This is a genomic window from Streptomyces sp. SCSIO ZS0520 (assembly GCF_025643355.1).
GTDB lineage: Bacteria > Actinomycetota > Actinomycetes > Streptomycetales > Streptomycetaceae > Streptomyces > Streptomyces physcomitrii.
In genome coordinates, this window is record NZ_CP092644.1 from 6,604,670 (window position 1) to 6,622,307 (window position 17,638).

At 71.4% G+C, this 17,638-nt stretch carries 16 protein-coding genes; 10 read left to right on the plus strand and 6 right to left on the minus strand.

The features are described from left to right. Positions 1-173 precede the first annotated feature (173 nt). The 7 genes from gap to MID12_RS26725 all read left to right on the plus strand — a co-directional run bounded on the left by gap (position 174) and on the right by MID12_RS26725 (position 6,701). The gene (gene gap / locus MID12_RS26695; protein WP_040254599.1) at positions 174-1,181 is read left to right on the plus strand and encodes a type I glyceraldehyde-3-phosphate dehydrogenase; all 1,008 of its coding nucleotides are present in this window, start codon (positions 174-176) and stop codon (positions 1,179-1,181) included. A 122-nt stretch (positions 1,182-1,303) separates the two neighbouring features. Then, positions 1,304-2,515, plus strand: a complete 1,212-nt coding sequence (locus MID12_RS26700; RefSeq protein ID WP_040254600.1) for a phosphoglycerate kinase — start codon at positions 1,304-1,306, stop codon at positions 2,513-2,515. A 7-nt stretch (positions 2,516-2,522) separates the two neighbouring features. After that, positions 2,523-3,302, plus strand: a complete 780-nt coding sequence (gene tpiA, locus MID12_RS26705) for a triose-phosphate isomerase (protein ID WP_040254601.1) — start codon at positions 2,523-2,525, stop codon at positions 3,300-3,302. Between the two features lie 107 nt (positions 3,303-3,409). Further along, positions 3,410-3,646, plus strand: a complete 237-nt coding sequence (secG, locus tag MID12_RS26710; protein WP_186095476.1) for a preprotein translocase subunit SecG — start codon at positions 3,410-3,412, stop codon at positions 3,644-3,646. Between the two features lie 225 nt (positions 3,647-3,871). Further along, positions 3,872-4,207 carry an RNA polymerase-binding protein RbpA gene (locus MID12_RS26715; RefSeq protein WP_078845255.1) on the plus strand — a complete coding sequence of 112 codons (336 nt, stop codon included), beginning with the start codon at positions 3,872-3,874 and terminating at the stop codon, positions 4,205-4,207. 231 nt (positions 4,208-4,438) lie between these two features. Then, on the plus strand, positions 4,439-6,091 hold the full coding sequence (pgi, locus tag MID12_RS26720) for a glucose-6-phosphate isomerase (RefSeq protein ID WP_263171288.1): 1,653 nt from the start codon (positions 4,439-4,441) through the stop codon (positions 6,089-6,091). 133 nt (positions 6,092-6,224) lie between these two features. Beyond that, positions 6,225-6,701, plus strand: coding sequence for a DUF2087 domain-containing protein (locus tag MID12_RS26725; protein ID WP_040254606.1), 477 nt, complete (start codon positions 6,225-6,227; stop codon positions 6,699-6,701). A gap of 249 nt (positions 6,702-6,950) precedes the next feature. On the opposite strand, the gene pgl is transcribed toward MID12_RS26725, so the two are convergent. From pgl to tkt, 5 genes are all read right to left on the minus strand, one after another. Beyond that, entirely contained in the window at positions 6,951-7,730 is a 780-nt protein-coding gene (pgl, locus tag MID12_RS26730) for a 6-phosphogluconolactonase (RefSeq protein ID WP_263171293.1), read from the minus strand. After that, on the minus strand, positions 7,727-8,809 hold the full coding sequence (gene opcA, locus MID12_RS26735; protein WP_040254608.1) for a glucose-6-phosphate dehydrogenase assembly protein OpcA: 1,083 nt from the start codon (positions 8,807-8,809) through the stop codon (positions 7,727-7,729). The genes pgl and opcA overlap by 4 nt, the downstream gene beginning before the upstream one ends. Then, positions 8,806-10,338, minus strand: coding sequence for a glucose-6-phosphate dehydrogenase (gene zwf / locus MID12_RS26740; protein WP_263171297.1), 1,533 nt, complete (start codon positions 10,336-10,338; stop codon positions 8,806-8,808). The genes opcA and zwf overlap by 4 nt, the downstream gene beginning before the upstream one ends. Positions 10,339-10,342: 4 nt before the next feature. Next, positions 10,343-11,485, minus strand: a complete 1,143-nt coding sequence (gene tal, locus MID12_RS26745; protein WP_040254610.1) for a transaldolase — start codon at positions 11,483-11,485, stop codon at positions 10,343-10,345. Between the two features lie 105 nt (positions 11,486-11,590). Next, positions 11,591-13,693 carry a transketolase gene (gene tkt, locus MID12_RS26750; RefSeq protein ID WP_263171298.1) on the minus strand — a complete coding sequence of 701 codons (2,103 nt, stop codon included), beginning with the start codon at positions 13,691-13,693 and terminating at the stop codon, positions 11,591-11,593. Positions 13,694-14,163: 470 nt separating this feature from the next. Here tkt and MID12_RS26755 point away from each other — a divergent pair, with 470 nt between their 5' ends. From MID12_RS26755 to MID12_RS26765, 3 genes are all read left to right on the plus strand, one after another. Then, positions 14,164-15,111: a heme o synthase gene (locus MID12_RS26755; protein WP_052482650.1), complete on the plus strand. Its 948-nt coding sequence runs from the start codon at positions 14,164-14,166 to the stop codon at positions 15,109-15,111. Between the two features lie 75 nt (positions 15,112-15,186). Next, entirely contained in the window at positions 15,187-15,534 is a 348-nt protein-coding gene (locus MID12_RS26760) for a hypothetical protein (RefSeq protein ID WP_040254614.1), read from the plus strand. A 173-nt stretch (positions 15,535-15,707) separates the two neighbouring features. Beyond that, the gene (locus tag MID12_RS26765) at positions 15,708-16,505 is read left to right on the plus strand and encodes a nucleotidyltransferase domain-containing protein (RefSeq protein ID WP_263171303.1); all 798 of its coding nucleotides are present in this window, start codon (positions 15,708-15,710) and stop codon (positions 16,503-16,505) included. Positions 16,506-16,527: 22 nt separating this feature from the next. Here the strand turns inward: MID12_RS26765 and MID12_RS26770 are convergent, their stop codons facing one another. After that, positions 16,528-17,544 (minus strand): COX15/CtaA family protein, encoded by a 1,017-nt coding sequence (locus tag MID12_RS26770; protein ID WP_263171305.1) that lies wholly within the window; start codon positions 17,542-17,544, stop codon positions 16,528-16,530. Positions 17,545-17,638 lie beyond the last annotated feature (94 nt).

The window sequence follows — 17,638 nt, forward strand, 5'->3', positions numbered from 1 at the left end:
CGCACCGCCGCGGCGGCCACCACCCGTACTCACGGGTAGTGGCCGCCGGCCCGTTCCCGGGGCGGCTCGATGTCACTGAAGGGAGCCGGGAGAGGTAGGGTCGGAGGCGGTCGGGGACATCCCATACAACTCGCCGGCGTCGAAACCCGGCGTACCAACGAGGAGATCGGTTCGTGACGATCCGCGTAGGCATCAACGGCTTCGGCCGCATCGGGCGTAACTACTTCCGTGCGCTCCTTGAGCAGGGTGCGGACATCGAGATCGTGGCTGTCAACGACCTGGGTGACACCGCGACGACGGCGCACCTGCTCAAGTACGACACCATCCTCGGACGCCTGAAGGAGGACGTGTCGCACACCGCGGACAGCATCACGGTCGGCGGCCACACCATCAAGGTCCTGTCCGAGCGCAACCCGGCCGACATCCCCTGGGGCGAGCTGGGCGTGGACATCGTGATCGAGTCCACCGGCATCTTCACCAAGCGCGAGGACGCCGCCAAGCACCTCGCGGGCGGCGCCAAGAAGGTCCTCATCTCGGCTCCGGCCAAGGACGAGGACATCACCATCGTGATGGGCGTCAACCAGGACAAGTACGACCCGGCGAAGGACCACGTCATCTCCAACGCCTCCTGCACCACCAACTGCGTGGCGCCGATGGCCAAGGTCCTCGACGAGAACTTCGGCATCGTCAAGGGCCTGATGACGACGGTGCACGCGTACACCAACGACCAGCGCATCCTGGACTTCCCGCACAAGGACCTGCGCCGCGCCCGCGCCGCCGCCGAGAACATCATCCCGACCACCACCGGTGCCGCCAAGGCCACCGCGCTGGTCCTACCCCAGCTCAAGGGCAAGCTGGACGGCATCGCGATGCGCGTCCCGGTCCCGACCGGCTCGGTCACCGACCTGGTCGTCACCCTGGACCGCGAGGTCACCAAGGACGAGGTGAACGCCGCCTTCCAGAAGGCCTCCGAGAGCGCCGAGCTCAAGGGCCGCCTCACCTACACCACCGACCCGATCGTCTCCTCGGACATCGTCTCCGACCCGTCGTCGTGCACCTTCGACTCCTCGCTGACCATGGCCGAGGGCACCCAGGTGAAGATCATCGGCTGGTACGACAACGAGTGGGGCTACTCCAACCGCCTCGTCGACCTCACGGTCTTCGTCGGCGAGCAGCTCTGATCCGTATCTGACACGGCAGGCACCGCGATGTGATCGACAGGGCTCGGGCAGCACGCCCGGGCCCTGTCGCGCATGCCTGCCGGGCAGCCCCCTGACATCAGAGCTCTCCTAGGAGTTGAGTTGTGAAGACGATCGACGAACTTCTCGCCGCGGGTGTCGAAGGCAAGCGGGTCTTCGTCCGCGCCGACCTCAATGTGCCGCTCGCCGACGGCGCCATCACCGACGACGGCCGCATCCGCGCCGTGCTGCCCACCGTCAAGGCGCTCGCCGGGGCGGGCGCGAAGGTGGTCGTCGCCTCCCACCTCGGCCGCCCCAAGGGCGCGCCCGACCCGGCCTTCTCGCTGCTGCCCGCCGCCGAGCGGCTCGGTGAACTCCTCGGCGCGCCCGTCGCCTTCGCCGAGGACACCACCGGACCCGCCGCGCAGGCGGCCGTCGACGGCCTGCAGCCGGGACAGGTCGCCGTGATCGAGAACCTGCGCTTCAACCCGGGCGAGACCAGCAAGGACGACACCGAGCGCGGCGAGTTCGCCGACCGGCTCGCCGCCCTCGCCGATGTGTACGTGGGCGACGGCTTCGGCGCGGTGCACCGGGGGCACGCCTCGGTCCTCGACCTGCCGGCCCGGCTGCCGCACTACGCCGGTTATCTGATCAGCGCCGAGGTCGAGGTCCTGCAGAAGCTCACCGAGGACGTCAAGCGCCCGTACGCGGTCGTGCTCGGCGGGGCCAAGGTCTCCGACAAGCTCGGCGTGATCGACCACCTCCTGGAGAAGGCCGACCGCATCCTGATCGGCGGCGGCATGGCCTACACCTTCCTCAAGGCCCAGGGCCACGAGGTCGGCAAGTCGCTGCTCCAGGAGGACCAGGTCCCGGCCTGCCGGGACTACCTGGACCGGGCGAAGGAGCGCGGCGTGGAGTTCGTGCTCCCCGTCGACGTCCTGGTCGCCCCCGACTTCCCGGACCTGAGGACCAAGGCCCCCGCCCACCCCACCACCGTCGCCGCGGACGCCATCCCGGCCGACGAGGAGGGACTGGACATCGGCCCGAAGACGTGTGAGCTGTACGCCGCCAAGCTCGCGGACGCGGCCACCGTCTTCTGGAACGGCCCGATGGGTGTCTTCGAGCACCCGGACTACGCCGAGGGCACCAAGGCGGTCGCCCAGGCCCTGCTCGACAGCCCGGCCTTCACCGTCGTCGGCGGCGGTGACTCGGCCGCGGCCGTGCGCCTGCTCGGCTTCGACGAGAATGCCTTCGGCCACATCTCGACCGGCGGCGGCGCCAGCCTCGAATACCTCGAGGGCAAGACGCTCCCCGGCCTCGCCGCACTAAAGGACTGAACACCTGATGAGTGAGACCCGTACGCCGCTGATGGCGGGCAACTGGAAGATGAACCTCAACCACCTGGAGGCCATCGCCCACGTCCAGAAGCTCGCCTTCGCGCTCGCGGACAAGGACTACGAGGCCGTCGAGGTCGCCGTCCTGCCCCCGTTCACCGACCTGCGCTCGGTGCAGACCCTGGTCGACGGCGACAAGCTGAAGATCAAGTACGGCGCCCAGGACGTCTCCGCGCACGACTCCGGCGCCTACACCGGCGAGATCTCCGGCCCGATGCTCGCCAAGCTGAAGTGCACCTATGTGGCCATCGGCCACTCGGAGCGCCGCCAGTACCACGACGAGACCGACGAGATCGTCAACGCCAAGGTCAAGGCCGCCTTCAAGCACGGCCTCACCCCGATCATGTGCGTGGGCGAGGGCCTGGAGGTCCGCAAGGCCGGCAACCAGGTCGCGCACACCCTCGCCCAGGTCGAGGGCGGCCTCAAGGACGTCCCCGCCGAGCAGGCCGAGTCCGTGGTCATCGCCTACGAGCCGGTCTGGGCGATCGGCACCGGCGAGGTCGCCACCCCCGAGGACGCCCAGGAGGTCTGCGGGGCGATCCGCGAGTCCCTGGCCAAGCTGTACTCGCCGGAGCTGGCCCAGAAGGTGCGGATCCAGTACGGCGGCTCGGTCAAGTCGGGCAATGTGGCCGCGATCATGGCGCAGCCCGACGTGGACGGCGCCCTCGTGGGCGGCGCCGCACTGGACGCGGACGAGTTCGTCAAGATCGTGCGCTTCCGCGACCAGTGAGTATGCGCTAGCGCAGTTCCGTCGTACTCTTGCGGGGCCGGAGCACCTGAGTCCGGCCCCGCTGTCCGTACAGATCCGAGGGAATGCCCCGGAAAGGGAGTCCAGCCGTGGAATTGGGGTTCTCGATCGCCCTTATCGTCTTCAGCCTGCTGCTGATGCTGCTTGTGCTGATGCACAAGGGCAAGGGCGGCGGCCTCTCCGACATGTTCGGTGGCGGTATGCAGTCGTCCGTCGGCGGCTCCTCGGTCGCCGAGCGCAACCTCGACCGGATCACGGTCGTGGTCGGTCTGCTGTGGTTCGCGTGCATTGTCGTGCTCGGGTTGCTGATGAAGGTCAACAACTGACGTGCACCACCGTGCCGTATGACCTGACGCCGGCCCCATGCCGGGTACGCGCTCGCGAGCGCGGCCTATCATGGGGCTTGCGTGTCCGCCGGGGCCGTTTCCTCCCCTCACCGGACGCGGGTTGAGCCTTACGCAGACTTCAGGCGCCGCAGCGGAGGGGGGTCGTCCCTCGCGGCACAGCCGCTGCCGACGCAGTGCAGCACTTTCACGCAGGGAGTTACGACCGTGGCAAGTGGCAACGCGATCCGGGGAAGCCGGGTCGGGGCGGGGCCGATGGGCGAGGCCGAGCGCGGTGAGTCCGCGCCCCGGGCGCGCATCTCCTTCTGGTGCTCCAACGGGCACGAGACCCAGCCCAGCTTCGCCAGTGACGCGACCGTGCCCGACACCTGGGACTGCACACGCTGCGGCTTCCCGGCCGGGCAGGACCGCGAGAACCCGCCGGACCCGCCGCGCACCGAGCCGTACAAGACGCACCTCGCGTACGTACGGGAGCGGCGCAGCGACGAGGACGGTGAGGCGATCCTCGCCGAGGCCCTCGCCAAGCTGCGGGGCGAGATCTGAGAATGCCGGCCGGGTGCCCAAGTGCGCCCGGCCCGCGGTGTTTTCACGGGTCCCGATCGCGGCCTGACCACGGGTCGCGCGCGGGACGGCACCTCGGGGGCGCGCCTGTTCCGCCGCGCGCGTGCCCCGGGCACCGGCTCCGCCCTGCGGTCCGCCGCCGCCCGCTCTGATCAATTAGGTTGGAGCGGCGGGGCACGACGTACGCAAGGACGAGAGAAGGCGGAAGCCCGTATGAACGCAACAAGCCCTTCCCGGCTCGACCGGACCGCCGCGTGGCAGGCGCTGGACAAGCACCGGCAGGAGCTGGGGGAGGTGCGGCTGCGGGAGCTGTTCGCCGCGCACCCCGGGCGCGGGGACGCGTACACCCTCCAGGTCGGCGATCTGCACCTGGACTACTCCAAGCACCTGGTGACCGACGAGACCCTGCGGTTGCTGCGGGAACTGGCCGAGGCCACCGGGGTGTTCGCCCTGCGGGACGCGATGTTCCGCGGCGAGAAGATCAACACCACCGAGGACCGGGCGGTGCTGCACACCGCGCTGCGGGCCCCGCGGGACGCGGTGATCGAGGTGGACGGCGTCGACGTGGTGCCCGAGGTGCACGCCGTCCTCGACCGGATGAGCGCCTTCGCCGACCGGGTCCGGGGCGGCGAGTGGACCGGCCACACCGGGCGGCCGATCCGCAATGTCGTCAACATCGGCATCGGCGGCTCCGACCTCGGCCCCGCCATGGCCTACGAGGTGCTGCGCTCCTTCACCGACCGCGCGCTGACGGTGCGCTTCGTCTCCAACGTCGACGGCGCCGACCTGCACGAGGCCGTCCGCGACCTGGACCCCGCCGAGACCCTCTTCGTCATCGCCTCGAAGACCTTCACCACCATCGAGACGATCACCAACGCCACCTCCGCCCGGGACTGGCTGCTCACCGAGCTGAGGGCCGGTCAGGAGGCCGTCGCCAAGCACTTCGTGGCGCTGTCCACCAACGCCGAGAAGGTGGCCGCCTTCGGCATCGACACGGACAACATGTTCGAGTTCTGGGAGTGGGTCGGCGGCCGCTACTCCTACGACTCGGCGATCGGCCTCGCGCTGATGATCGCCATCGGCCCCGAGCGCTTCCGCGAGATGCTCGACGGCTTCCACCTGGTCGACGAGCACTTCCGCACCGCGCCCCCCGAGGCCAACGCCCCGCTCCTGCTCGGCCTGCTCGGCATCTGGTACGGCAACTTCCACGACGCCCAGTCGCACGCCGTACTGCCCTACTCGCACTACCTCTCGCGGTTCACCGCCTACCTCCAGCAGCTCGACATGGAGTCCAACGGCAAGTCCGTGGACCGCACGGGCCAGCCGGTCGACTGGCAGACCGGACCGGTCGTCTGGGGCACCCCGGGCACCAACGGGCAGCACGCCTACTACCAGTTGATCCACCAGGGCACCAAGCTGATCCCCGCGGACTTCATCGGCTTCGCCAACCCGGTGCACGACCTGGGGCCCGGGCTGATCGCCCAGCACGACCTGCTGATGGCCAACTTCTTCGCCCAGACCCAGGCGCTCGCCTTCGGCAAGACCCCCGAGGAGGTACGCGCCGAGGGCACCGCCGAGGAGCTCGTCCCGCACAAGACCTTCCGGGGCAACCACCCCACCACCACCATCCTGGCCGGGAAGCTCACCCCCTCGGTGCTCGGGCAGCTGGTCGCCCTCTACGAGCACAAGGTCTTCGTGCAGGGCGCGATCTGGAACATCGACTCCTTCGACCAGTGGGGCGTCGAGCTGGGCAAGGTCCTCGCCAAGCGCATCGAGCCCGCGCTCACCGAGGGCGCCGAGGTGCCGGGCCTGGACCCCTCCACCCGGGCACTGGTCGCCAAGTACCGGCAGTACCGGGGGCGTTGACCCGCAACCGGCGGGGCGCGGGGGCGCGCGGACAGCGCCCGTCCCCGCGCCCGCGCCGCCCGTAATGGGGATGCGGGAGCCGCCCGCGTGGACGAGACTGCGCGGGCACCCCCCGACTCCCGAGGAGAGACCCATGGACCACCTGCTGGCCGCGCTCGCGGACCCCGAACGCCAGCGGCTGTACGCGCGGATCGTGCTCGGGCAGCTCGCGCCCCGCGAGGTCGAGCAGGTGCGGCGCCCGCTCGCCCGGCTGCTGCAGAGCGGTCTCGTCCAGCGGCAGGAGGACGGGAGCCTCACCGCCGACCCGGAGGTCTTCCGGCGGGCCCGTCCCGCGGAGCCGAGACCCGAGGTGCCCCGGGCCCTGGTCGGCTTCTTCGCCCGCGGCCGCCTGACCGCCATCCCGGTGCGGCCCGCGGTCCGCCATGAACTCCTCGTCCACCTGACGGCCAAGTACTTCGCCGCCGACCGCAGTTACACCGAGCGGGAGATCAACGAGGCATTCGCCGAGGTGCACGACGACACCGCGGCCCTGCGGCGCCACTGCGTCATCGAGGGCCTCCTCGTCCGCGAGCGGGACGGCAGCCGCTACCGGCTGGCCGAAGCCGCCTAGGGCCTGTCGTCACACTCCCCTCTGCGTCGCGACGCCTGGCACGCACTCTCGCCGCACCGGGCGCAAGGCCACGTACGTCCGGTACGAGGCCTTGCACCCGGCACTCCCCGAGTTCTTCGAGCAGGGGGTACCCCCGGCGAGCACGCACCAGAGGCCGCGACGCCGCCCTCCGGGCGACGAGGGAAGTCTGAAGACAGCCCCTAGGCCCGTACCGCCACCGCGGTACGGGCCTCTTCGCGGACGAGGGGCTCAGGCGACCGCCGGGGGCCGCAGCTCCACCGGGAGCCGGGAGGCCGCCGCCCGGTCGAGCAGCCACAGGGTGCGGGCGCGGCCCCGGGCGCCCGCGGCGGGGGCCTGGATCTCGCCCGCGCCGGAGAGGGCGATGGCCGCCGCGTCGGCCTTGTCCTCGCCCGCCGCGAGCAGCCACACCTCACGGGCCGCCCGGATCGCGGGCAGGGTCAGCGAGATCCGCAGCGGCGGCGGCTTGGGCGCGCCGTGCACCCCGACCACCGTGCGCTCCTGCTCGCGGACCCCGGGCAACTCCGGGAAGAGCGAGGCGACATGGGTGTCCGGACCGACGCCGAGCAGCAGGACGTCGAAGCCGGGCACCCCCGCGTGGTCCTCGGGGCCGGCCGCCGCCGCGAGCTCGCGGGCGTAGGCCTCGGCCGCGGCGTCCACATCGGCGTGCGCCCCGTCCGAGGCGGGCATGGTGTGCACCCGCTCCGGGTCGAGCGGCACCGCGTCGAGCAGTGCCTCGCGGGCCTGGGTGGCGTTGCGCTCCGGGTCGCCCTCGGGCAGGAAGCGCTCGTCGCCCCACCACAGGTCGAGCCGGGACCAGTCGATCGCGTCCCGGGCCTCGGAGGCACCGAGCGCGGCGAGCAGTCCGTTGCCGTTGCGCCCTCCCGTCAGCACCACCGAGGCGGTGCCGCGGGAGGACTGGGCGTCCACGATCCGGGTGATCAGCCGGGCCGCCGCGGCCTGGGCCATCAGCTCCTTGTCGCGGTGGACGACGAGCTGCGGTGCGCTCACTTCGCCGTCGCCTTCTTCGCGGGAGCCTTCTTCGCCGCGGACCGCGCGCTCTTCTTCGCGGCGCCGGAACCGGCCGGCTCGGCGGACTGCCCGTCGGTGCCCCGCGCGGAGGACGCCTCCTCGGAACCGGGCTCGCGCACCGGCGCCTTGGCCGCGTCGTAGAGGTGCTCCACGCCGAAGCTCAGCGCCGCCGCGTAGGTGTCGTCCGGGTCGAGCCTGCGCAGCTCCTCGGCGATCAGCTCGGCGGTCTCCCGCCGCTTGAGGGCCACCGCCCGCTCCGGCTGGCCCTGCACCGAGAGGGTGGCGAGCGAACCGTCGGCGCGGTCGAGCGCGACCGGCCCGCAGTCCGTCTCCATCCGCACCGCGGTCAGTCCGGGGCCCGGCGAGAGGGTGCGCTCCACCGGTACGCCGAGGCGCTCCGCGAGCCACATGGCGAGCAGCTCACAGCTCGGGTTGAACTCCTCGCCCTCCACGACGACCGAGGTCACCGTGCAGTTCACCTGGTCCAGCGCGGCGGCGATCATCGAGCGCCAAGGCGTGATCCGGGTCCAGGCGAGGTCGGTGTCCCCGGGGGTGTACGCCTCGGAGCGCGCGGTCAGCTCCTCGGTGGGCTGCTCGGCGGCGTAGGTGTCGGTCACCCGGCGCTGGCCGAGCTTGCCGAGCGGGTCCTGCGCGGGGTCGAGCGGCGCGTTGACCGGCCACCAGACCACCACCGGGGCGTCCGGCAGCAGCAGCGGAAGCACCACCGACTGCGCGTGGCCCACCACCTCGCCGTACAGCCGGACCACCACGGTCTCGCCGGTGCCCGCGTCGGCGCCGACCCGCACCTCCGCGTCGAGCCGGGAGCTCGTACGGTCCCGGGGGGTGCGCGAGACGCGGCGGATGACGACGAGGGTGCGGGAGGGGTGTTCGCGCGAGGCCTCGCCCGCGGCGCGCATCGCGTCGTAGGCGTTCTCCTCGTCCGTGACGATGACCAGGGTGAGCACCATGCCGACGGCAGGGGTGCCGATGGCGCGGCGGCCCTGCACCAGCGCCTTGTTGATCTTGCTGGCCGTGGTGTCCGTAAGGTCGATCTTCATGGCCGACGCCAGCTCCGTCCGTCTCGTTCGAGCATTTCGTCCGCCTCGACGGGACCCCAGGTGCCCGCGGGGTACTGCGCGGGCTTGCCGGACCGGTCCCAGAACTGCTCGATCGGGTCGAGGATCTCCCAGGACAGCTCGACCTCCTCCGTCCGCGGGAAGAGGTTCGAGTCGCCGAGCAGCACATCGAGGATCAGCCGCTCGTACGCCTCGGGGCTGGACTCCGTGAAGGACTCGCCGTACGCGAAGTCCATCGAGACGTCCCGCACCTCCATCGAGGTGCCCGGCACCTTCGAGCCGAAGCGCAAAGTCACGCCCTCGTCCGGCTGCACCCGGATGACCAGGGCGTTCTGCCCCAGTTCCTCGGTGGCGGTGGAGTCGAAGGGGGAGTGCGGGGCGCGCTGGAAGACCACCGCGATCTCGGTGACCCGGCGGCCGAGGCGCTTGCCGGTGCGCAGGTAGAAGGGCACGCCCGCCCAGCGGCGGTTGTCGATGCCGAGCCGGACGGCCGCGTAGGTGTCGGTCTTCGACTTGGCGTCGATGCCCTCCTCCTGGAGGTAGCCGATCACCTTCTCGCCGCCCTGCCAGCCCGCCGCGTACTGGGCGCGCACGGTGGCGGAGCCGAGGTCCTTGGGCAGCCGGACCGCGCGCAGCACCTTGGTCTTCTCCGCCGCCAGCGAGGCCGCGTCGAAGGAGGCGGGCTCCTCCATCGCGGTCAGCGCGAGCAGCTGGAGCAGGTGGTTCTGGATGACGTCGCGGGCGGCGCCGATGCCGTCGTAGTACCCGGCGCGGCCGCCGATGCCGATGTCCTCGGCCATGGTGATCTGCACATGGTCGACGTAGGACCGGTTCCAGATCGGCTCGAAGAGGGTGTTGGCGAAGCGGAGCGCCAGGATGTTCTGGACGGTCTCCTTGCCGAGGTAGTGGTCGATCCGGAAGACCTGGTCCGGGGCGAAGACCTCGTGCACGATGGCGTTGAGTTCCTTCGCGGAGGCCAGGTCGTGCCCGAAGGGCTTCTCGATGACCGCGCGCCGCCAGGAGCCGTTCTGCTCGTCGGCCAGCCCGTGCTTCTTCAGCTGCTGGACGACCTTGGGGAAGAACTTCGGCGGTACGGAGAGGTAGAAGGCGAAGTTGCCGCCGGTGCCCTGCGCCTTGTCCAGGTCCTGGATGGTGGCGCCCAGCTGCTCGAAGGCGTCGTCGTCGTCGAAGTCGCCCTGGACGAACCGCATCCCTTGCAGCAGCTGCTGCCAGACCTCCTCGCGGAAGGGGGTGCGGGCGTGCTCCTTGACGGCGTCGTGCACGATCTGGGCGAAGTCCTCGTCCGCCCAGTCGCGGCGGGCGAAGCCGATGAGGGCGAAGCCGGGCGGCAGCAGTCCGCGGTTGGCCAGGTCGTAGACCGCGGGCATCAGTTTCTTGCGGGACAGATCGCCCGTGACCCCGAAGATCACCAGACCCGACGGCCCCGCGATGCGCGGGAGCCGTCGGTCCGCGGGATCACGAAGCGGATTCGCTTCGTGCGCAGATGACAAGGTGTCAGCCCTCCGAGGGCGCGAGGCGCTTGAGCTCCGCCTCGGTCGACTTGAGCAGGTCGTTCCACGAGGACTCGAACTTCTCGACGCCCTCCTTCTCCAGGAGCAGCACCACCTCGTCGTAGGAGATGCCCAGCTTCTCGACGGCGTCGAGATCGGCCCGGGCCTGCTGGTAGGTGCCCCGGACGGTGTCGCCCGTGATGGAGCCGTGCTCCGCGGTCGCCTCCAGGGTGGCCTCCGGCATGGTGTTGACGGTGCCGGGCGCGACCAGGTCGTCCACGTACAGGGTGTCCTTGTACGCCGGGTCCTTCACGCCGGTCGAGGCCCACAGCGGGCGCTGGCGGTTGGCGCCCGCCTTCTCCAGGGCGGCCCAGCGGCCGGGTGCGGGCGTCGAGCCGTCGGCGGAGCCGAAGACCTCCTCGTAGGCCTGGTAGGCGAGGCGGGCGTTGGCGACGGCGGACTTGCCGCGCAGCGCCTTCGCCTCGTCGGTGCCGAGCGCGCCGAGGCGCTTGTCGATCTCGGAGTCGACCCGGGAGACGAAGAAGGAGGCCACCGAGTAGATCGTGGAGAGGTCGAGCCCCGCGGCCTTCGCCTTCTCCAGACCCGCCAGGTAGGCGTCCATGACGGCCCGGTAGCGCTCCAGGGAGAAGATCAGCGTGACGTTGACGCTGATGCCCCGGCCGATGACCTCGGTGATCGCGGGCAGCCCCGCCTCGGTCGCCGGGATCTTGATCAGGGTGTTCGGGCGATCCACCAGCCAGGCCAGCTGCTTGGCCTCGGCGACGGTGGCCCGGGTGTCGTGCGCGAGGCGCGGGTCGACCTCGATGGAGACCCGGCCGTCCTGGCCGCCGGTCGCCTCGTGGACCGGGCGCAGGATGTCGGCGGCGTCCCGGACGTCCGCCGTGGTGATCATGCGGAGGGCTTCCTCGACGGTGACCCTGCGGGCCGCGAGGTCGGCGACCTGGGTCTCGTAGCCGTCTCCGGCGGAGATCGCCTTCTGGAAGATCGACGGATTGGTGGTGACACCCACGACGTGCTGCTGGTCGATCAGTTCGGCGAGGTTGCCGGACGTGATCCGCTTGCGCGACAGGTCGTCCAGCCAGATCGCGACGCCCTCCTCGGAGAGGCGCTTGAGTGCGTCTGTCATGGAAATTGCATCTCCTGCTTCGTCTGCTTGTTCAGCTCGGCGGGCGCACCGCTGCGTGCGCCCCGGTACGCGAGGGGCGACGGCCCGAAATGCCGTCTGCTCGCGTCAGCGCTGTGCGGCTTCGAGGGATTCCCGCGCGGCGGCGGCGACGGCGTCCGCGGTGAAGCCGTACTTCTCGAAGAGGACCTTCCCGTCCGCCGAGGCACCGAAGTGCTCCAGCGAGACGATCCGGCCCGCGTCCCCGACGAAGCGGTACCAGGTCAGGCCCACGCCCGCCTCGACCGCGACCCGGGCCCGCACCGACGGCGGCAGTACCGACTCCCGGTACGCCTGGTCCTGCTCCTCGAACCACTCCACGGACGGCATCGAGACCACCCGGGTGGGCACGCCCCCGGCCTGGAGCTGCTCGCGCGCGCCGACCGCGAGCTGCACCTCGGAGCCGGTGCCGATGAGCACCACCTGCGGCTCGACGGACCGGCCGCCCTCGTCCTCGGCCTCCGCCAGGACATAGCCGCCCTTGGCCACGTCCTCGTGGGGCTCGTAGGTGGGCACGCCCTGGCGGGTGAGCACCAGTCCGTGCGGGGTGCCCTTGCCGTACACCTTGGTGTGGCGGCGCAGGATCTCCCGCCAGGCGAGCGCGGTCTCGTTGGCGTCGGCGGGGCGGACGACGTTCAGGCCCGGGATGGCGCGCAGTGCGGCCAGGTGCTCCACCGGCTGGTGGGTCGGGCCGTCCTCGCCGAGGCCGATCGAGTCGTGCGTCCAGACGTAGGTGACCGGCGCGTGCATCAGCGCGGAGAGCCGCACCGCGTTGCGCATGTAGTCGGAGAACACCAGGAAGGTGCCGCCGTAGATGCGGGTGTTGCCGTGCAGCGCGATGCCGTTCATGCTCGCGGCCATCGCGTGCTCGCGGATGCCGAAGTGCACGGTGCGGCCGTACGGGTCGGCGCCCGGCAGCGGGTTGCCCGCGGGCAGGAACGACGAGGTCTTGTCGATCGTCGTGTTGTTGGAGCCCGCGAGGTCGGCGCTGCCGCCCCACAGCTCCGGCAGGACCGGGCCGAGGGCCTGGAGCACCTTGCCGGAGGCGGCGCGGGTGGCCAGCGACTTGCCCGTCTCGAAGACCGGCAGCTCCTTCTCCCAGCCCTCGGGCAGCTCGCCCGCGGCGACCCGGTCGAAGCGCGCGGCGTGCTCGGGGTTGGCGGTGCGCCAGGAGGCGAAGGACTTCTCCCACTCGGCGCGGGCCTCGCGGCCGCGGTCCAGCAGGCCGCGGGTGTGCGCGAGGACCTCCTCGCCCACCTCGAAGGACTTCTCCGGGTCGAAGCCGAGCACCCGCTTGGTCGCCGCGACCTCCTCGTCACCGAGCGCCGAGCCGTGCGCGGCCTCGGTGTTCTGCGCGTTCGGGGCGGGCCAGGCGATGATCGAGCGCATCGCGATGAAGGACGGGCGGTCGGTGACGGCCTTGGCCGCCTCGATCGCGCGGAACAGCGCCTCGGGGTCGAGGTCGCCGTCCGCCTTCGGCTCCACCCGCTGCACGTGCCAGCCGTAGGCCTCGTAGCGCGCGACGGTGTCCTCGGAGATCGCGGCCTCGGTGTCGCCCTCGATCGAGATGTGGTTGTCGTCCCACAGCAGGATCAGATTGCCGAGCTTCTGGTGGCCGGCCAGCGAGGAGGCCTCCGCGGAGATGCCCTCCTGGAGGCAGCCGTCGCCCGCGATCGCGTAGACGTAGTGGTCGAAGGGGGAGGTGCCGGGGGCGGCGTCCGGGTCGAAGAGGCCGCGCTCGTAGCGGGCGGCCATCGCCATGCCCACCGCGTTGGCGACGCCCTGGCCGAGCGGCCCGGTGGTGGTCTCCACGCCCGGGGTGTGCCCGTACTCCGGGTGGCCCGGGGTCTTCGAACCCCAGGTGCGGAAGGACTCCAGGTCCTCCAGCTGGAGCCCGAACCCGCCCAGGTACAGCTGGATGTAGAGGGTCAGGGAGGAGTGGCCCGCGGAGAGGATGAACCGGTCGCGGCCCGTCCAGTCGGTGTCTGCGGGGTCGTGCCGCATCACCTTCTGGAACAGCGTGTAGGCGGCCGGGGCCAGGCTCATCGCGGTCCCGGGATGACCGTTGCCCACTTTCTGCACGGCATCCGCTGCCAGTACGCGAACGGTGTCCACCGCCCGCTGGTCCAGATCGGTCCACTGAAGGTCTGTGGTGGTCGGCTTGGTGCTCACCCTGAGTCAGGGCTCCTCTCCACAAGTCGGATGCCGGCGGTCTTGACGCGCACCGGCCATTGCCGAGCCTACCGCCCGTGCGGTCCCGGCCCGGCCCGCGAATCCAGAGTGACCGCCGATGCCGGAATCCGCCTCCTGACAAGGCATCCGGCACTTTGGGAGCCGTTCACAAACGGGTGCGGCGGTGCTCAGTCGAGGGGTGCCCAAGTGGGGCAAAGCGCGCTCAGCCGAGTGCTCGTCCGAGCCCGCTCCCGCGAGGGTGATCACTGCCCGTTCACCTCGCTCCCCCCACCGGACACGGGCCACCCCGGCGGAGGGCGAGGTATGGGCAACGTCTAGAGTGGCGTGGTACGCGCGGGCCTCGACGGGGACTTCACGTCGATGGGCCTGCTTTGATTTTGTCTCTGTCAGGGGTGTGCGTGACGGCCGTCGATTCCCGTCCTGGGGGCACCGCCCGTGCCGTTGAGGGCATGGCGGCCGGGGAAGCCCCCCGCGCCGGCAGGACCGCGGCCGGCCGGCGTCCGGGCCGCCGCCCCTTCGGCGCCCGTGTGCTGGCCTTCGTCGCGCTGACGAAGCCGCGGATCATCGAGCTGCTGCTGATCACCACCGTTCCCGTGATGTTCCTGGCCGAACAGGGCGTCCCGGATCTGTGGCTGGTCCTCGTCACCTGCCTCGGCGGCTACCTCTCCGCGGGCGGCGCCAACGCGCTCAACATGTACATCGACCGCGACATCGACGCGCTGATGGACCGCACCGCCCAGCGCCCGCTGGTCACCGGCATGGTCTCGCCGCGCGAGGGGCTGGCCTTCGGCCTCGCCCTCGCGGTGGTCTCCACCCTCTGGTTCGGCCTCCTGGTCAACTGGCTCTCGGCCTGGCTCTCGCTCGGCGCGCTCCTCTTCTACGTGGTCGTCTACACGATGATCCTCAAGCGCCGCACCTCGCAGAACATCGTCTGGGGCGGCATCGCGGGCTGCATGCCGGTCCTGATCGGCTGGTCCGCGGTCACCAACTCGATGTCCTGGGCCCCGGTCGTCCTCTTCCTGGTGATGTTCTTCTGGACCCCGCCGCACTACTGGCCGCTGTCCATGAAGGTCCGCGAGGACTACGCCCGGGTCGGCGTCCCGATGCTGCCGGTGGTCGCCTCCAACAAGGTCGTCGCCAAGCAGATCGTGCTCTACAGCTGGGTGATGGTCCTCGTCTCGCTGCTGCTCACCCCGCTCGGCTACACCGGCTGGTTCTACACCGGCGTCGCCCTGGTCACCGGCGGCTGGTGGCTCTGGGAGGCGCACGGTCTGCAGAACCGCGCCAAAGGCGGCCTGACCGGCGCGAAGCTCAAGGAGATGCGCCTCTTCCACTGGTCCATCACCTACGTCTCGCTGCTCTTCGTCGCCGTCGCGGTGGACCCCTTCCTGCGCTGAACCGGCCCGCCCACGTGGCCGAGACCACGCCGTACGGCCGTCGCGGGATGATCTACCCGCCGGTAGCATCCAGCTATGGCAGAAACGCAGCAGGCTGAGGACAGCAAGCAGGCGGCACGCGCCGAGCGCCGTGCGGCCAGGCTCGCCAAGCAGATCGGCTCCTTCGCCAAGGAGCACGGCGGCACCGAGGGCCAGATCGCCTACATCGGCGAGCGCGGCGCCCGGATCGCCCTGGTCGGCCAGGACGGCGAGTGGGGCACCCTGGTCGCCCCCTCCGTCGCGATCGCCGAACAGGCCGTGGAGAAGGCCGGTATCGAGGTGCACGAGGACTTCGACGGCGACTTCGCGGCCAAGGTGAAGACCGGCCGGTACGAGTGGTCGCGCATGGCGGGCATCCAGATCGGCGGCCCGAAGAACAGCTGAGGCCCCGCGCGGGCCCCGTCCCGCGGGACATGGCCCCGAGAAGACGGGGCCGAGAAGACGGACACGAGAACCGGGTGCGGCCCAGCGCCGCCGCCCGGTTCTCGCCGTCCTGTGGCTTGTTTCCCGCGGCGAGCGGTCTGGAACGCCCGTGCCCGAGCCGCGAGAGTGTGCCCATGCCCGACGTATCCACCTCGCTGCTCCTCGACCACTTCGTCACCGCGCTGCGCACCGGCGTCCGCCCGGTCGCCGTCTGGGCGCACGGCTCGCTGGCCGGCGGCGACTACCAGGAGGGCCGCAGCGACCTCGACCTGATCGCGGTCCTGGACGGGCCGGTCACCCAGGACCTGCGGGGCCACCTGCGCCGGCTGCACCGGGACCTGCGCGCGACCCACCCGCTCGCCGCGCGCCTGCACTGCGGCTACCTCGACCGCGGGCGGCTCACCGACGCGGACCTGCCGCACCCGGCCTGGGCGCACGAACGCCTCATGGACCGCCCGGTCACCCCGGTCACCCGCCGTGAACTGCACGCCTTCGGCCGGGTCTTCCAGGGCCCGGGCCCGGTGGACCTGCTGCCCCCGGTGGACGCCGCGGAGCTGCGGGACTTCCTCGTCCGCGACCAGCGCGACTACTGGCGGCCCGCGGTGGACCGGGCGGAGCTGTGGCGCCGGGACATCTGGGTCGACCTCGGCCTGCTGACCCACGCCAGGGCCGCGGTGGCGCTGCGCGAGGGCCGGTTGATCACCAAGGGGGAGGCGCTGACCGTACTGGCCGGGGCCGGTGCGCCCGCGGAGGTCGTCGCCGACATCCGTGAACGCCGGTACGGAAAGGCCGAGTTGCACGAGTCCCGCGGCGAGGGGGCGGGCGGCGCCCGGAAGGACGAAGCCCACGAGGGGTGGCTCGGGCGGCGGGCCGCGCTCACCCGGGACCATCTGGCCCCGGCGATCGACGCCCTGGTGGCCGCGTACCGCTGAGCGGTGGGGCCGGGTCCGCGGCTCAGCGGGCGGCCGCGCCTTCCAGCACCTCGTCCTTCGCGGGCTCGGGCACCCCCGCCGGGGCGCCGGGGCGCTCCCGCAGCGAGAGGCAGACCCGGAGCACCCCGATCCACACCAGACAGGAGCCGAACATGTGCGCCCCGACCAGTACCTCGGGCAGGTCGGTGAAGTACTGGACGTAGCCGATGGCGCCCTGGCCGAGCAGGATCAGGAAGAGGTCGCGGGTGCGGTGCAGCGGGCCCCGGGGGGCGTCGACCGCCTTGAGGACGAACCACAGGGCGAAGGCGAGGGTCACCACGATCCAGGCGAAGACCGCGTGCACCTTGCTGACGGTCTCCCAGTCCAGCGGCATCCGCTCCACATCGCTGGAGTCGCCCGCGTGCGGCCCGGCCCCGGTCACCACGGTGCCCACCGCGATCAGCACCACGGTCGCGGCGGTCAGGACCCGGACCAGCTGGACCACCGCCGGGCCGACCAGCGGGCGCGGCGGGGCCTGGCCCTCGCGGGTGCGCTGCCACATCACCGTGGCCACCGCGATCAGCGCGGTGGAGAGCAGGAAGTGGCTGGCGACGGTGTAGGGGTTGAGGCCGACCAGGACGACGATGCCGCCGAGTACGGCGTTGCCCATCACCAGCCAGAACTGCGTCCAGCCGAGCCGGGTCAGGTCCCGGCGCCCCGGCTTCGCCGCGCGGGCGGCGATGATCGCCCAGCCGACCGCCGCGCAGAGCACATAGGTGAGCATCCGGTTGCCGAACTCGATGACGCCGTGCAGGCCCATCTCGCCGGTGGTGGTGAGCGATTCCTCGGTGCACTTGGGCCAGGTCGGGCAGCCGAGCCCCGAGCCGGTGAGGCGGACGGCGCCGCCCGTCACCACGATGGCCACCGCCATCACGAGGGCGGCCAGGGCCGCGCGCTGGACGGTCCGCGGGGTGGGCGTCCAGCGTCCGGCGATGAAGGCGAGGGGGTTGCGCAGGGCGGAGATCGACTCGGCGCGGGTCAGATTCGGCACGCGCACCATGGTAGGCGCCCGCTTGTGCACGGCTTCACGAGGGGGGCGAGGCGGACGTATGCGCGCCTCTCGCCCGCCCGGCGCGAGGAGCGCGTACGCCCGC

Excerpts from the sequence above, each read along its gene's own strand:
- MID12_RS26770 (WP_263171305.1), bottom strand. The coding sequence starts at position 17,544 with ATGGTGCGCGTGCCGAATCTGACCCGCGCCGAGTCGATCTCCGCCCTG.
- MID12_RS26755 (WP_052482650.1), top strand. The coding sequence starts at position 14,164 with ATGGCGGCCGGGGAAGCCCCCCGCGCCGGCAGGACCGCGGCCGGCCGG.
- MID12_RS26760 (WP_040254614.1), top strand. The coding sequence starts at position 15,187 with ATGGCAGAAACGCAGCAGGCTGAGGACAGCAAGCAGGCGGCACGCGCC.
- MID12_RS26725 (WP_040254606.1), top strand. The coding sequence starts at position 6,225 with ATGGACCACCTGCTGGCCGCGCTCGCGGACCCCGAACGCCAGCGGCTG.
- tpiA (WP_040254601.1), top strand. The coding sequence starts at position 2,523 with ATGAGTGAGACCCGTACGCCGCTGATGGCGGGCAACTGGAAGATGAAC.
- pgi (WP_263171288.1), top strand. The coding sequence starts at position 4,439 with ATGAACGCAACAAGCCCTTCCCGGCTCGACCGGACCGCCGCGTGGCAG.
- opcA (WP_040254608.1), bottom strand. The coding sequence starts at position 8,809 with ATGAAGATCGACCTTACGGACACCACGGCCAGCAAGATCAACAAGGCG.
- MID12_RS26765 (WP_263171303.1), top strand. The coding sequence starts at position 15,708 with ATGCCCGACGTATCCACCTCGCTGCTCCTCGACCACTTCGTCACCGCG.
- tal (WP_040254610.1), bottom strand. The coding sequence starts at position 11,485 with ATGACAGACGCACTCAAGCGCCTCTCCGAGGAGGGCGTCGCGATCTGG.